At 62.8% G+C, this 14,040-nt stretch carries 11 protein-coding genes; 8 read left to right on the forward strand and 3 right to left on the reverse strand.

The window, feature by feature from the left end; all coding sequences use genetic code 11:
• Positions 1-105 precede the first annotated feature (105 nt).
• The 6 genes from DLM86_RS21935 to DLM86_RS21960 all read left to right on the forward strand — a co-directional run bounded on the left by DLM86_RS21935 (position 106) and on the right by DLM86_RS21960 (position 6,206).
• A complete protein-coding gene (locus tag DLM86_RS21935; protein WP_110842209.1) occupies positions 106-1,137 on the forward strand; it encodes a Gfo/Idh/MocA family protein in 1,032 nt (343 codons plus the stop codon).
• Positions 1,134-2,435, forward strand: coding sequence for a neutral/alkaline non-lysosomal ceramidase N-terminal domain-containing protein (locus DLM86_RS21940; RefSeq protein WP_110842210.1), 1,302 nt, complete (start codon positions 1,134-1,136; stop codon positions 2,433-2,435). Before DLM86_RS21935 ends, DLM86_RS21940 begins: the two co-directional genes overlap by 4 nt.
• 1 nt (position 2,436) lies before the next feature.
• A complete protein-coding gene (locus DLM86_RS21945) occupies positions 2,437-3,210 on the forward strand; it encodes a glucosamine-6-phosphate deaminase (protein WP_110842211.1) in 774 nt (257 codons plus the stop codon).
• Positions 3,211-3,214: 4 nt separating this feature from the next.
• The gene (locus tag DLM86_RS21950; protein ID WP_110842212.1) at positions 3,215-4,441 is read left to right on the forward strand and encodes an N-acetylglucosamine-6-phosphate deacetylase; all 1,227 of its coding nucleotides are present in this window, start codon (positions 3,215-3,217) and stop codon (positions 4,439-4,441) included.
• Positions 4,438-5,289: a sugar phosphate isomerase/epimerase family protein gene (locus tag DLM86_RS21955; protein ID WP_110842213.1), complete on the forward strand. Its 852-nt coding sequence runs from the start codon at positions 4,438-4,440 to the stop codon at positions 5,287-5,289. The genes DLM86_RS21950 and DLM86_RS21955 overlap by 4 nt, the downstream gene beginning before the upstream one ends.
• A gap of 113 nt (positions 5,290-5,402) precedes the next feature.
• Complete coding sequence (locus DLM86_RS21960; RefSeq protein WP_110842214.1) at positions 5,403-6,206, forward strand: polysaccharide deacetylase family protein; 804 nt, start codon at positions 5,403-5,405, stop codon at positions 6,204-6,206.
• 113 nt (positions 6,207-6,319) lie between these two features.
• On the opposite strand, the gene DLM86_RS21965 is transcribed toward DLM86_RS21960, so the two are convergent.
• Positions 6,320-7,162 carry an aldo/keto reductase gene (locus DLM86_RS21965; protein ID WP_110842215.1) on the reverse strand — a complete coding sequence of 281 codons (843 nt, stop codon included), beginning with the start codon at positions 7,160-7,162 and terminating at the stop codon, positions 6,320-6,322.
• An 84-nt stretch (positions 7,163-7,246) separates the two neighbouring features.
• Complete coding sequence (locus tag DLM86_RS21970) at positions 7,247-8,386, reverse strand: MFS transporter (RefSeq protein WP_245954816.1); 1,140 nt, start codon at positions 8,384-8,386, stop codon at positions 7,247-7,249.
• A 233-nt stretch (positions 8,387-8,619) separates the two neighbouring features.
• Here DLM86_RS21970 and DLM86_RS21975 point away from each other — a divergent pair, with 233 nt between their 5' ends.
• Positions 8,620-8,946, forward strand: coding sequence for a winged helix-turn-helix transcriptional regulator (locus DLM86_RS21975; RefSeq protein WP_110842217.1), 327 nt, complete (start codon positions 8,620-8,622; stop codon positions 8,944-8,946).
• Between the two features lie 106 nt (positions 8,947-9,052).
• Here the strand turns inward: DLM86_RS21975 and DLM86_RS21980 are convergent, their stop codons facing one another.
• Positions 9,053-10,429, reverse strand: a complete 1,377-nt coding sequence (locus tag DLM86_RS21980) for an extracellular solute-binding protein (protein WP_110842218.1) — start codon at positions 10,427-10,429, stop codon at positions 9,053-9,055.
• 345 nt (positions 10,430-10,774) lie between these two features.
• Between DLM86_RS21980 and DLM86_RS21985 the strand changes: the two genes are divergently transcribed.
• The gene (locus tag DLM86_RS21985) at positions 10,775-14,026 is read left to right on the forward strand and encodes a hypothetical protein (protein WP_110842219.1); all 3,252 of its coding nucleotides are present in this window, start codon (positions 10,775-10,777) and stop codon (positions 14,024-14,026) included.
• Positions 14,027-14,040 lie beyond the last annotated feature (14 nt).

Consider the following 14,040-nt stretch of genomic DNA (forward strand, 5'->3'; position numbering starts at 1 on the left):
GGCCGAAACGGGGCGGCAAGGCGGGAAATAGGTACGAACGTACTTATTTCGGAGCCGCCTCATGCAAGAAGTCCGGCCTGGCCGGGATGAGGGAGGGAAACCGATTTGAAAACGTGGGGGTTCGGCATTATCGGCACCGGTTCGATCGCCGATTTTCATGCGGCCGCGATCAAGGAGCTCGCGAGCGGCAAGCTCGTCGCCGCGGCCAATCGGACGGAGGCGCGCGCGAAAGCGTTCGCGGACAAGGAAGGCTGCGGGTACGCGACCGACTACAAGGAGCTGCTCGCGAACCCGGACATCGACATCGTCTGCGTCACGACGTCGAGCGGCAGCCACGCCGCCATCGGGCTCGACGTGCTGAACGCGGGCAAGCACCTCGTCGTCGAGAAGCCGATCGCGATGAACACGAAGCAATCGCTCGAGCTTATCCGGGCGGCGAAGCGCAACGGCGTGACGCTGTCGGTCATCTCGCAGCGCCGCTTCGAGAAGCAGCACGTCGCCGTACGCGAGGCGCTTGACGGCGGAGCGCTCGGCAAGCTGCTGCTCGTCGAGGTGTCGCTGCCGTTTTACCGGACGCAGGCGTACTACGACAGCGCCGAATGGCGCGGAACGATCGAGCAGGACGGAGGCGCCCTCATGAACCAGGGCATTCACTCGATCGACCTGCTGCTCTGGTTCGGCGGAGCCGTCGAGACCGTCTACGGGAAAACGGCGACGCAAACGCACGACATGGAAGCCGAAGACATCGGCTTGGCGCTGCTTACGTTCAAGAACGGCGCCTTCGGCACGATCATGGCGTCGACGAGCATCCAGCCGGGCTTCCAGGCGGCTCTGAACCTGTACGGGGAAAAAGGGACGATCAAGCTCGAAGGATCGTCGATCGCGCATTGGACCGTTCCCGGCGTCGAGCAGCCGGAGCTCGGCGTTCATACGGGCTACGGCGGCGTATCCGACCCGCGCAGCATCTCGCACGTCTACCACCGGACCCAGCTCGAGAACGTCATCGAGTCGATCGAGTCCGGCAAGGAGCTGCTGCTGAAAGGGATCGACGGCTTGCGGGCCGTCCAGCTCGTCGAGGCGATCTACGAATCGTCCGCGAAAGGCGCGCCGGTCCGCATCGAAGAGGTCGCGGAATGAGCGGGGACGGCGGCGGACTGCTGCTCGGGACGGCCAAAGTCGACATCACCCCGGAGCGGCCGATTCCGCTTGCCGGGTTCGGCCACCGGAAAGGGCCGTATGCGGGCGTCAACCGAAGGCTGTACGCAAGAATCAACGTGTTCGAGCAGGCGAGAGACGGGGCGAAGCGACGCCTGCTCGTCGCCCAGGCGGATATCATATGGTGGGGCGGCGAGCGGATGGCGGGCATCCGCGAGACGCTGCGGGAGCGGTTCGGCATCGGGCCGTCCGACCTGATCCTGAGCGCCCAGCATACGCACGGCGGGCCGCAGACGAGCGCGCAATTTTGCGGCATTCTCGGGCTGCCGGACCCGTCGTACATGGACGGCCTCGAGGAAGCGCTGTATCGCGGCGTCGAGACGGCGCTGTCCGGCTTGGAGCCGGTAACGGTCGAGCGCGGGAGCGGCGAATGCCGCATCGGCGTCAACCGGCGGCTCGCCGTGGACGGCGCGATGACGATGGCGCCGAATCCGGACGGCCCGTACGATCCCGAGGTGAGCGTCATTCGCTTCCGCAAGGACAACGGCGGGGAGAAGGCCGTGTTCGTCCATTACGCCTGCCATCCGACGACGACGGGCGAAAACTTCGTCACGTCGGAATACCCGGGCGTGGCGGCGGAACGGCTTGAGGCGACGCTCGGCTGCGGGGCGGTCGTCTCGTTTCTGCAAGGCTGCACGGGCGACATTCGCCCCGCGCTCCATCGCGAGGGCAAGTTTTATTCCGGCGGCGACGCCGACGTCCGGCGGCTCGGGCGAGCGCTTGCCGACGAAGTCGAGCGCGTGCTCGACCGGCCGATGAAGCGGCTGCCGGTGACGGCGCTGTCCGGCCGTCGGCTCGTCGTGCAGCTGCCGTTCCAGGCGATGCCGACGTCGGAGCGGATCGAGGAGCGCATCGCGCAGGGCGGCCCTTTCGCGGAGTGGGGCGAGGCGATGCGTTCACGGCCGGAGCTGCTCCGGCCGGAGATCCCGTTCGAGCTGACGCGGCTCGACGTTGCGGAAGGGCTCTCCTTCCTCGCGATGGACGGCGAAGTCGTGCTCGAGTACGGCTTATACGTCAAGGCGAAATCCGGCGGCACCACGCTGCCGATGGGCTACAGCAACGGCATGATCGGCTACGTGCCGACCGCGTCCCAAATCGCGGAAGGCGGCTACGAGGCGAACGATTCCGGCATCTACTTCGCGCTGCCGGCGCCGTTCGCTCCGGAAATCGAGCCGGTGATCAAGCAGGCGATCGACGAATTGATCGGAGGAGGACGGTAAGATGAGTTTGCAGCCACAGCCCGTCAAGGCGGAAACGGTGGATTTGCTGAAGGTGAACGTTTATGCGAACCGGCGCGACTTGGGCGTCGCGGCCGGCCGCGCGGCGGCGGCCCGGATCAAGGAGCTGCTCGGCAGCAAGGAGCGCATCCGGATGATCTTCGCCGCGGCTCCGTCGCAAAACGAATTTCTCGAGACGCTGTCGTCCGATCCGGATATCGACTGGTCGCGCATTACGGCGTTCCACATGGACGAATATATCGGTCTTCCGAACGACGCGCCGCAAACGTTCAGCCGGTTTCTGACCGAGAAGCTTTTCGATAAAGTGAAGCCGGGGCGCGTGCATCTGATCGACAGCTCCAGCTCGATCGAGGCGGAGTGCGAACGGTACGGGAGCCTCATCCGGGAGGCGCCGATCGATATCGTCTGCCTCGGCATCGGCGAGAACGGCCATATCGCGTTCAACGATCCTCCCGTCGCCGATTTCGAGGATCCGTATACGATCAAGGCGGTCGAGCTGGACGACGCGTGCCGGCAGCAGCAAGTGAACGACGGCTGCTTCCCGACGTTCGGCGACGTGCCGACGCACGCGCTGACGCTTACGATTCCGACGTTGACGTCGGCTTCCTACCTGTACTGCATGGTGCCGGGTCCGACGAAACGCGCCGCCGTCCGGCGGACGCTGGACGGCGGCATTTCGACCGAATGCCCGTCGACCGTGCTGCGTCGCCATCCCGACTGCACGCTGTACGTCGACCGCGATTCGTACGGAGCGTGAGCCGATGACGAACGCGACGAACGGAATCGGAATCGGAAACGGAATCGGCAGCGCGGACGGGCGGTTCGAGCGCGTCGGGCGGCATTACGCCACCGGACTTCCGGTGCGGGTCGCCGTCCGCGCCGGCTTGATCGAGAGCGTGGAGCCCGCCGCCGGAACGGAGCGCGCGGAGGAGCTTCCCTGGATCGGGCCGGGGCTCGTCGATTTGCAAATCAACGGCTACGCCGGCGACGACTTCAACACGCTGCCGTTCGGACCGGAGCTCGTCGTCCGGGCGAGCCGGGCGCTTTGGCGGGAAGGCGTGACGTCGTACTATCCGACGGTCATTACGAATTCGCCCGAGGCGATCGAGGAGGCGGTCGGCGTCATCGCCCGCGCGTGCGAGGCGGACCCGCTGACGGACCGGACGGTGGCCGGCATCCACGTCGAAGGGCCGTTCATATCGCCGGAGGACGGCGCCAGAGGCGCGCACGGCCGGCAGTACGTCCGGGCGCCCGATTGGGAGCTGTTCGAGAAGTGGCAGCGCGCGTCGGGCGGACGAATCCGCATCTTGACGCTGTCGCCGGAATGGCCGGACAGCGCGGCGTTCATCGCCAAGTGCAGCGCGAGCGGCGTCACGGTGTCGATCGGGCATACGTCGGCGACGCCGGAGCAAATCCGCGAAGCGGTGCGCGCCGGCGCGCGCATGTCGACGCATCTCGGCAACGGCGCCCATCTGATGATGCCGCGCCATCCGAACTACATCTGGGAGCAGCTGGCGCAGGACGAGCTGTGGACGTGCGTCATCGCGGACGGCTTTCATTTGCCCGACGCGGTGCTCAAGGTCGTCTTCAAGACGAAGGGCGAGCAGGCGATGCTCGTCAGCGACGCCGTCTACTTGTGCGGCATGCCGGCCGGGGAGTACGAGACGCACGTCGGCGGCAAAGTGGTGCTGACGCCCGAGGGGCGGCTGCATACGGCGAGCAACCCGAACATATTGGCGGGCTCGGCGCAAATGCTCGTATGGGGCGTCGAGCACTTGCTGCGGCGCGGATTGGCCGACCTGAGCGGCGCTTGGGACATGTCGTCGGTCCGGCCGGCCCGGTTCATGGGGCTGGCCGCGGGACAAGGCTTGACGGCCGGCGCCCCGGCGGACTTCGTCCTGTTCGAGCGGAACCGGGACCGAATCGGGCTGCTGGAGACGGTGAAGGACGGGAAGTCGGTCTATATACGGGAGGAGAAAACGGCATGAAATTCGCGGCATTCAGCGGAGTATTGATCGATCACAGCATTCAGGAGGCGCTGCAGCTGACGAAGAAGCTCGGCTTCGACGGCATCGAGATCGCGGCGAGGGAGCCGCATTTGTCGGCGGCGACGAGCGCGCCGCGCGTCAAGGAAATCCGGACGGTCGCCGACGGCCTCGGCCTCGACATCCCGGTTATCGCGGGGTATATGGGCGGCTTCTCCACGGCGAGCGACAAGGAAAGCGAGCAGGCGTTCTCCGAATTCCAGCGCATGCTCGAGATGTCCGAAACGCTCGGCGCCTCGATGATTCGCGTCGGCTCCGGCGGGCCGAACGCGTTTCTCGCGGAGGATTACCATTATGCGAAAGCGGCGTTCTGGCTCCGCAAATGCGCGGCCGAAGCGAGAAAGCACGACAAGCGCATCGTTCTCGAAATCCATAACGTCTCGCTCGTCGAAACGGTGGAGTCGGGGCTTCGTCTGCTCGACCTCGTCGGCGAGGATAACGTCGGCCTTATTCACGACGCGGGCAACATGTACATTACGGACACCGACTACGGCCGCGACTCCGTCATCGCGCTCGGCAGGAAGATGTTCCACGTTCACGTGAAGGACGAGAAGCGCGTAGCCGAAGCGGGTTCGCCGGGGACGTTCGTCAACCGGACGAAGCACGGCGAGGAGAAGTTTTTGCAATGCCGCCTCGGCGAAGGCGAAGCCGACCATCAGCCGCTGTTCGATGCGCTGAAGGAAACCGGCTACGACGGCTGGGTGACGCTGGAGTGTCATGCGCCGTTCCCGGCGTACGAGCGGCTCGAGCACGATTTCCGGAAAGTGAAGCAGATGCTCGGACTCGCCTGACGTCCGGGATCGGCAAAGCGGGACGCACCCGGGTTTTCGACCGACGACGAACGTACGGATCGGGCCGAACCGGTGCGCTCTCGCTTTTTTTTATCGAATGGAGGAGGGGTTCGATGAAACGATTCGACTATGCGTTTCCCGACGGGAAGAAGAAAGCGGTCACGTTCAGCTACGACGACGGCAGGGAGCAAGACCGGAGGCTCGTCGCGATCTTCAACCGGTACGGCATCCGGGCGACGTTCCATCTGAATTCCGGGAAGCTCGGTGAAGACCGTTACGTTCGCGAGGACGAGGTCGAAAGCTTGTACCGGGGACACGAGGTGTCGGCGCATACCGTCACCCATCCGTTTTTGACGGAGGTGCCGGCCGAGCGAATCGCGACGGAGCTGCTGGAGGACCGGGCCAAGCTGGAGTCGCTCGTCGGTTACCCGGTCCGCGGCATGTCCTATCCGTTCGGCGCGTTCTCCCCGAGCGTCGTCAGCCTGCTCCCCGCGCTCGGCATCGTGTATGCCCGAACGACGATAAGCACGCAGCGGCTGGCGGCGTTTCCCGACGACTTTTTGCGGTGGGAGGCGACGTGCCATCATAAGGACCGGCTGGCGGAGCGGATCGAGCAGCTGATCGCGGCTCCCGAGGGACGGAATATGTCGCTTCTCTATGTATGGGGTCACAGCTACGAATTCGACAACGACGGCAACTGGGACATGATCGAGCGGGCGGCCGAACGGCTTCGGGAGCACGCGGACACCGTCTGGAGCGCAACGAACATCGAGTATTACGATTACGTCCAGGCGCTGCGGCGTCTGCAGTGCACCGTAAACGGCGACGTCGTGCACAACCCGTCGGCGCTGCCGGTGTGGATCCGGTACGGCGGCAAGGCGGTGCGAATCGGCGGCGGCGAGACGGTCCGCTTGTAGCCGGCGGCCGGCGAGGCGCAAGGTGCCGGGCGTCGACGCCGTTGCTTCAACGACGAAAAGGGCAGGTTTGTCTTAACCTGCCCTTTCGTGTCGTCTCTCTATTCCCGACGCGCTCAAAAATCGAAGTTGTCCGGGTCCGGTCCGACGCGCCGGTCGCGGTTCAACGCATCGATTCGTTCCATCTCCTCGGACGACAGCTCGAAGTCGAATATCGTTCCGTTTTCGACGATGCGCCGTTCGTGCACGGACTTGGGGATCGTAACGACGCCATGCTGCAAATCCCATCGCAAGACGACTTGCGCGACCGTTTTGCCGTGCTCGTGCGCGATGGCCTTCAACACCTCGTCCTCCAGCAGCCGCCCTTGCATGAGCGGCGACCAAGCCTCCAATTGTATGCCGTTCGCCTTCGTAAAGTCGAGCAGAGGCTTTTGCGTCAACAACGGGTGAAACTCCACTTGATTGACCATCGGCTTGATTTCGGCATCCGCCATCAAATCCTCCAGATGGTGAACTTGAAAATTGCTGACGCCGATCGCCTTGACCCTCCCGCTCTTATACAGCGTCTCCAGCGCTCTCCATGCCTCCTTATATTTCCCCGCAACGGGCCAATGAATAAGGTACAGATCCAGGTAGTCCAGCCCGAGTTTGCCCAGGCTCGCCTCATAAGCGGTCAAAGTCGATTCGTAGCCCAGATCGGCGTTCCACACCTTCGACGTGACGAAAAGCTCTTCCCGGGCCAGACCGTTCTCCGCCAAAGCTTCGCGAATTCCCGTCCCGACGCCGGTTTCGTTGCCATAGATGGCGGCGGTGTCGACGCTCCGGTATCCGTGCTTCACGGCCGCTTTCACCGCTTCGACGAGCTCGCGGCCCTCTTCGACCTGAAAAACGCCGAGACCGAGCCATGGCATCGCAATGCCGTTGTGCAGGTGGGTCGTATGTTGTACGTGTTGAGTCATGATTCGATTCCCTCCGGTTATCTTGTAGAGTTTGCAGGCTTGGATGCTCTCCCCGGCAAGCTTGCCGGAAAGAGCCGTTTTCGTTTAGTTTCGTTCAAGCTTGGCGGATACGGCGGTTAACAAGACGGCGGCGGCGACCATCAAGCCGCCGATCCAGGGCGTATGCACGAGGCCGATCCGATCGACGACGATGCCGCCGGCAAGCGCGCCGATCGCGATTCCGACATTGAACGCCGCAATATTGATCGCCGAAGCGACGTCCACGGCCGAGGGCACGTACTTTTCCGCGAGCTGCATCACGTAAAGCTGCAAGCCCGGGACGTTCATGAACGCGAACAAGCCCATGAGAAAGACGGCGGCCAGCCCGGCGACCCGGAACGGAATCATGAAGGACATCGCGACGAGAACGACCGCGTGGATGACGAACATCGAGAGCAGGGCGCGAACCGGGTTGCGGTTCGCCCATCTTCCCCCGACTTCGTTGCCGACGGCGACGGCGATTCCGTAGCCCAGCAGGACGATCCCTACCGCGCTCGGGCTGAGCTGCACCACGTCCTGCAAGATCGGGGTCAAATAAGTGAATGCTACAAAGGTGCCCCCGTAACCGAGCGCCGTAATGGCGAAGCCGATCAGCAATCGGCCGTTCGTCACCAGCCGAAGCATATCCGCAAACCGGACGGGCATCGGCGGCTTCAAATGGCGGGGAATGAGCAGGGCAATGGCGGCGATGGCGACGACGCCGAGCAGCGCCACGCCTCCGAACGTCGCTCTCCACCCGAACGTTTGTCCGATAAACGTGCCGAGCGGAACGCCGGTAACGGTCGCCACGGTTAATCCCGTGAACATGAAGGCGATCGCGCTCGCTTTTTTTTCCGGCGCCACCAGCTGGACGGCGATCGTCGATCCGATGGAGAAGAAGACGCCGTGCGAAAAGGCGGTGACGAACCGTGCGGCCAGCAGCACGGGAAAGGACGTCGACAGCGCGGCAACCGCGTTGCCCGCGATGAATAGGATCATGAGCCAGACGAGCAGCGATTTGCGGCTCATCCGATTCGTAAGGGCCGTGAGCACGGGAGCTCCGAGCGCGACCCCGATGGCGTAGCCGGAAATGAGCAAGCCGGCCGACGTAATGCCGATACTCAAGTCGCCCGCGATGGAAGCGAGCAAGCCGACCGGAACGAACTCGGTCGTTCCGATGCCGAACGCGCTTATGGCAAGGGCCATGATGGCCCATTTTCCCGATATGCCGGTCTCTTCGGTCCGAGACGCCGGCGGTGAAAAAGACGTATTCATATGCGATTTTCCTCCTTCTGGGGTAATGGCTGCCCCGTATGACGTTGTGGCTTTCGGTGCATGGGTGTTATTATAAGCGGGAACATGTTCGATTCGTAAGTACGCACTTTGAAGTAACGTAGATACTCCGAAGTGCCCTACCCTCAGAAAGGAGGCATGCGGCCATGTTCAACATTCCGGTGGAAGCGACGCTTGACGTGATCGGGGGAAAGTGGAAGGTCGTCATCTTGTGTCATTTGGACAAGGGAGAGAAGCGGACAAGCGAATTGAAGAGGCTCATTCCGGATATTACTCAAAAAATGCTCACGCAGCAGCTGCGCGAGCTGGAGGAAGACGGGGTCGTGGAGCGAAAGGTGTACGAGCAGGTTCCGCCCAAGGTCGTTTATTCGCTGACCGGGTACGGATGGACGCTCAAGCCGATTCTCGATGAAATGTGTGCGTGGGGAGAACGCCATATCGGGCAAAAAGACGGGGGCGCTCAAGTCCTCTGAACGGGTAAGAGGGCAAGCGGAGAACTTGCCGTTAAACGGAACGAAGGAGGGCGCAAGCCCTCCTTCGTCATTTACCGGGAAAGAAACCGGAGGCCGGACCGGTCGGTCAGACGTCGGCGCCGTTCAGCCGCTCGATAATCGACGGCGGCTCCTCCAAGCCGGCCCAAAACAGCTTCAGCTCGCGACCCAACGCGTCGAGCGCCTTCATCCGGATGCCGAGCTCGGCGTAGTCGGCGTAGGCGGGCACGATCTCGCGGTACAGCCGGTACCGGGAAGGGCCGGGAAGCCCTTCCTCCTCGGCCCGATCCGCCGCCGATCGATGGGCCGGAATGCTCAAGGTCGTCCGCTGGACGAACAGCTGGGACGTCTCCGACGTCAAAAACTCGACAAGCCGCCGGGCCGCTTCCTTCCGCCCGGAAAACCGGTTGATCGCGATGCCGGTCGCCAGCAGCAGCGTTTTCGGCGAGCCGGCGAACGGAAGCGGCGTCATGTCGTACCGGAACGGCACGTCCCGCAGCATGCCGAGCCCGTAGTAGGTCGTCATGATCATGGCGACCTTCTGCTGCCGGAACAGCATCTCGGCGCCGGCGTCCCTTTCGGACAAAAAAGCGGGCAGGAAGCCTTGTCCATGGAACCAATCGCGGCACGCCCGGAGAGTATCCCACAGCGCGGGGTCGTCGAACCGGTATCGTCCGCCGTCGTCTTGCCGGAACCGGTAGCCGGCCTGCAGCAGGAAAATCGGGAACCGGTTCAGCGACTCGATGTGCGCGTAAAACCCGTGGATGCCGGCACGGCTGCGGATCTCGCGCGCATTCTCGAGCAGCCGCTCCCAGCTCCAGCCGCTGTCGGGCTCCGCGATGCCGCAGCTGCGGAACACGTCCTTGTTGTAGCACAGCACGACCGGCGAGAACTGGAACGGCACCGCGTGAACCGTCCTCTCTTCGCCGAACAGACGGTTCAGGAACGGGTAATGGTCCGGATCGGACGGCTGCGGCTCCAGCATGGAGAGACTGCCGGTATCGACCATGTCCCGGTAATTCCGGTTGTTCAGCGTGAAAGCGTCCAAAAAGCCGTTGTCCAAAACCGATTTGATCGAGTGAGGATAGTTGCTGTACGGCAGCGTGACGGTTTCCACGCGAATATGCGGATACCGCTCGTAAAATCGTTCCAGCAGTCCGTTCAGGAACCGCTGCTCCTCGACGGACGCATACAGGCCGAGCCTGACGGTCGTCACGGACGGCGACGCCGGCAGCGTGACCCGGTTGCCGACGCGCGGCACTTTGGTGATCCAGCCTTCCCGGACCAGAACGTCCAACGCTTTGCGCACCGATTTTTTGCTCAAATGAAACTGTTCGCCAAGCACGATCTCGGAAGGCAGGTAGGTGCCTTCCGGGCGGATGCCGCTCACGATGTCCGTTCGCAGCTTGGCCAGCATCTCGTCCATGCGCGCTTGAAACGTTACGCGATCCGGTTTGCCGCTCATAGCCAACTCCTGACGGGGGAATGGAAAAATTCGTTAGTTCGGTTACCGTCATTATATCACAACGGCTGCCAATGGAAAGTATGTACACCACAAGGGAACCAATTTTTCGAAAAATGGACGCAAACTCGGTTGACAAGGACGCCGATTTTGCCTAATATATGCACCATAAGGGTACCAGAAATGTTCGGGCGGATGCACCGGCCGTACCCGCCATACGGAAAGGAGGAGAGGAGAACGTTTTCGCCTCATTATGAGAGCGCTTACGGCTTGTCTGCATCGAGGCGCGAACGACCTAGGCCAGGGATCGTTTCCGAAGCAAGCGACAATCGACGAGGAGGTCATCTGATGAAATTCGCCATGCCGCGCTTGGGCGCGGTTGCGCTCGGTTTATGCATCGCCGTGTCCGGCTTGGGGGCCGGATCGGCCGTCTCCGCCGCGGAGAGCAAGCTGTCGCAAAAAACGTACGGCGCTCCGCAGGAGCTGCTCATTCCGAACAACTATACGGTGGCGATCTTCAACGGCGCCGCCGGCAAGGAAGACGGCCGCAACGTGCTGTATGCGACGGCCAAAGGAAAGCCGGGTTACTTGAACGTCATCGATCTCGAAGACTACAAGCTGCTGCGAAGCATCCCGCTCGCCCCTTCGGAAAGCTCGTGGGCGCATACGATCGCTCCGGACGGCTCGCTTTACTTGGCGGCCGACGGCGGCGGCGCCAGACTGTGGCACTATTCGCCGGTCACGCACGAAGCGAAGCAGGTCGCCCAAATCGACGGGGAATCGGTGCCGAACAGCATTACGACGGATGAGCAAGGCCGCGTCTATGTGGGAACGTACCCCGGGGGCAAGGTGACGCGCTACGACCCCGCGACCAAGCAGCTGAAGGATTACGGCCGCATGATCGGCGACATCAGCCAGGAATACGTCCGCTCGATCGCCTACCAGGGCGGCAACGTCTACGCCGGAACGGCGCATCGGCAAATCGTCCGGGTAAACGTCGAGACCGGGGAGAAGACGAACATCGCCGGCTCGCTGAACGTGAAGGAAGATACGGTCTACGATTTGGATACCGTCGACGACCGTTACTTGTTCGCCCGCTATACGGACGGCAGCGGCGTTCCCGGGGAGGCGTTCATTTACGATACGCAAACCGAGGAGTGGCTGGACGTCGTCCTGGAGAACGTAACGGGACTGCACGCGACCGATTCGTTGAACGGCAAAATTTATTTCATGTCCGACAAGAAGCTGAAGACGTTCGATCTCGCGACGTATCGAGTGGAAGAGACGGGGATGGAGTACGCGAGCGGCTTCCGCGGCGCGGATTGGGTCGAATTCCCGAACAAGCCCGAGCTGCCGGGCCCCAATCTGGTCACCGTCCGCTACGACGGCGGCGCCACGATCATGAACATCGAGACGAAGCAGGTTCATCTGTATCCGCCGATCGTCCCGGGACTGCCCGGCGTCGTCAACCGGCTGCAGGCCGTCTCGCCGACGCAGGTCATTACGACCGGCTCCCAGGCCCGTTCGTCGCTCGTCGATCTGACCACCAATACGGCGAAGCCGTTCAGCATCGGCCAGGCGGACAGCGTCTATCCGATCGGCAATAAAGTATATATGGGCGTCTATCCGGAAGGCGGGCTGTACGAATTCGATCTGAACGTCGAGCCGGGCGCGGGGAATCCGAAGCGTCTCGCGGTGCTCGGCAACGACCAGGAGCGGCTCGTCCATATGTCGAGCGGCGAGGGCAAGCTGTTCATTTCCACGATCGCCAGCTACGGCAATTTGGGCGGCTCGCTCACGGTGTACGACCCGGCTACCGGCGAGACGAAGGTGCACCGCAACGTCGTCCAAAACCAAAGCGTGCTCAGCACCGCATATTTGGACGGCAAGGTGTTCGGCTCGACGACGATACGCGGAGGACTCGGCTCGACGCCGACGGAAGAGGAAGCGAAAATTTTCGTTTGGGACGTCGCCAAGGAGCAAAAACTCGCGGAGTTTCCGCTTCGCGTCCCGGGTCTCGACAAGCCGATCTTCATCGGCGACTTGTCGGCGGGACCGGACGGTTTGATCTGGGGCGCGTCGTACGAATACATTTTCGCCATCGATCCGAAGACGTACGCCGTCGTCAAAAGCAAGAAGATTTATCCGAAGCTGAATTTCAGCCAATGGGCGCACCATCCGCTCCGCTGGTCCGAGGACGGTCTGCTCTACGTGCTGTTCAACGACAAGCTGACGGTGATCGATCCGGATACGCTCGATTTCCGGACGCTCGCGACGACGGCGCGGTTCGACCTCGGCATGGACGGGAACTTGTATTTGACCGACCAGCAGACGAATACGATTTTGTACCGGATCCAGGTGGACGGCGACATTACGGAGCCGTATCCGGACGTGCCGGTTCCGGTCGCCAACGCCGGGTTCGAGCAGCCTTTGGCCGGCAGCGCCATTCCGGGCTGGAGTCCTTTGTTCGCGACGGGCAACGGCTACGGGTACGAGACGAGCGGGGAGCGAAGCTTCTCGGGAACGAAAAGCTTGAAGACGGTCGATACGCTGCGGACCGCCTCCGTCGCCGTCCAAAGCGACAAAATTCCGGTTACGCCGGGAGAGGAGTACGTCGCCGGCGTTCATCTTTATATCGAGTCGGGGCAGCCGGGCTTCATGTTCCGTTATTTCGACAAAAACAACGCCACCCTCTCGACGCTGGAAATCCATCTCGACGAATCGCGACTGGCGCAATGGCAAGAGGTGACGCTGCGCGGCAAAGCGCCGGCCAACGCCGCTTACGCCAGATTGATCGCGGTTACGTCCCGGTATAACGTCGCGACCGCGTATTACGACGACTTCTACGTGAAGGTCAAAGATCGGGTACCGCCGACTTCGGTCGTCCGCGTCAGCCCGGCCGCGAACGAGAACGGCTGGATCAACGGCGACGCGGCCGTTACGATCGAAGCGGACCGCGCGCATTCGATCGTGTATGCCGCGACCGGGGCGCAGACGATCGGGGAAACGACCGCGAAAGGAAACGCGGTGACCGTTCCGATTACGCAGGAAGGCGTCACGACGGTAACGTACGCCGCCGTCAACTTCTCGGGCGTCCGCGAAACGCCCGGAACGATCGACGTCCGGGTCGACAAAACGGCGCCGGTCGTCCAATTCTCCGGCAAGCCGGTTTACTCCGTAAGCGAAGCGGTCTATATCGGCTGTACGGCGACCGACGCGTTGTCGGGTATCAGCGGCCAACCTTGCGCGGCGCCGTTGGCGGCAGCCCCGGCGTACGCCTACGAGCCGGGCGATCATGAGGTCGCCGTAACGGCATCGGACTTGGCCGGCAACGCGGTGACCGCCACCTTCGCCTTCCGGATCGAAGTGGACTACGACGGCCTGATCGCGCTCGTCCGCCAGTTCATGGCGGCCGATCCGGGCGTGGCCGACGCGCTTGCGGTCAAGCTGCAGCAGGCGCGGGAGGCGGAGCAGCGCGGCAATGCGAACGCGAAGGCGGGCGCGCTGCGGGCGTTCGTCAATCAGGCGGAGGCGCAAAGCGGCAAGAAGTGGACGGAGGAGCAGGCGCGGATCGCCATCAAGCTGGCCTCATTCTTATAAGGGAAACGAGAGGG

It is taken from the genome of Paenibacillus flagellatus, from assembly GCF_003217775.1.
Classification (GTDB): domain Bacteria; phylum Bacillota; class Bacilli; order Paenibacillales; family NBRC-103111; genus Paenibacillus_AB; species Paenibacillus_AB flagellatus.

Excerpts from the sequence above, each read along its gene's own strand:
- DLM86_RS21940 (WP_110842210.1), top strand. The coding sequence starts at position 1,134 with ATGAGCGGGGACGGCGGCGGACTGCTGCTCGGGACGGCCAAAGTCGAC.
- DLM86_RS21960 (WP_110842214.1), top strand. The coding sequence starts at position 5,403 with ATGAAACGATTCGACTATGCGTTTCCCGACGGGAAGAAGAAAGCGGTC.
- DLM86_RS21965 (WP_110842215.1), bottom strand. The coding sequence starts at position 7,162 with ATGACTCAACACGTACAACATACGACCCACCTGCACAACGGCATTGCG.
- DLM86_RS21970 (WP_245954816.1), bottom strand. The coding sequence starts at position 8,386 with ATGGCCCTTGCCATAAGCGCGTTCGGCATCGGAACGACCGAGTTCGTT.
- DLM86_RS21945 (WP_110842211.1), top strand. The coding sequence starts at position 2,437 with ATGAGTTTGCAGCCACAGCCCGTCAAGGCGGAAACGGTGGATTTGCTG.
- DLM86_RS21955 (WP_110842213.1), top strand. The coding sequence starts at position 4,438 with ATGAAATTCGCGGCATTCAGCGGAGTATTGATCGATCACAGCATTCAG.
- DLM86_RS21980 (WP_110842218.1), bottom strand. The coding sequence starts at position 10,429 with ATGAGCGGCAAACCGGATCGCGTAACGTTTCAAGCGCGCATGGACGAG.
- DLM86_RS21985 (WP_110842219.1), top strand. The coding sequence starts at position 10,775 with ATGAAATTCGCCATGCCGCGCTTGGGCGCGGTTGCGCTCGGTTTATGC.
- DLM86_RS21950 (WP_110842212.1), top strand. The coding sequence starts at position 3,215 with ATGACGAACGCGACGAACGGAATCGGAATCGGAAACGGAATCGGCAGC.
- DLM86_RS21975 (WP_110842217.1), top strand. The coding sequence starts at position 8,620 with ATGTTCAACATTCCGGTGGAAGCGACGCTTGACGTGATCGGGGGAAAG.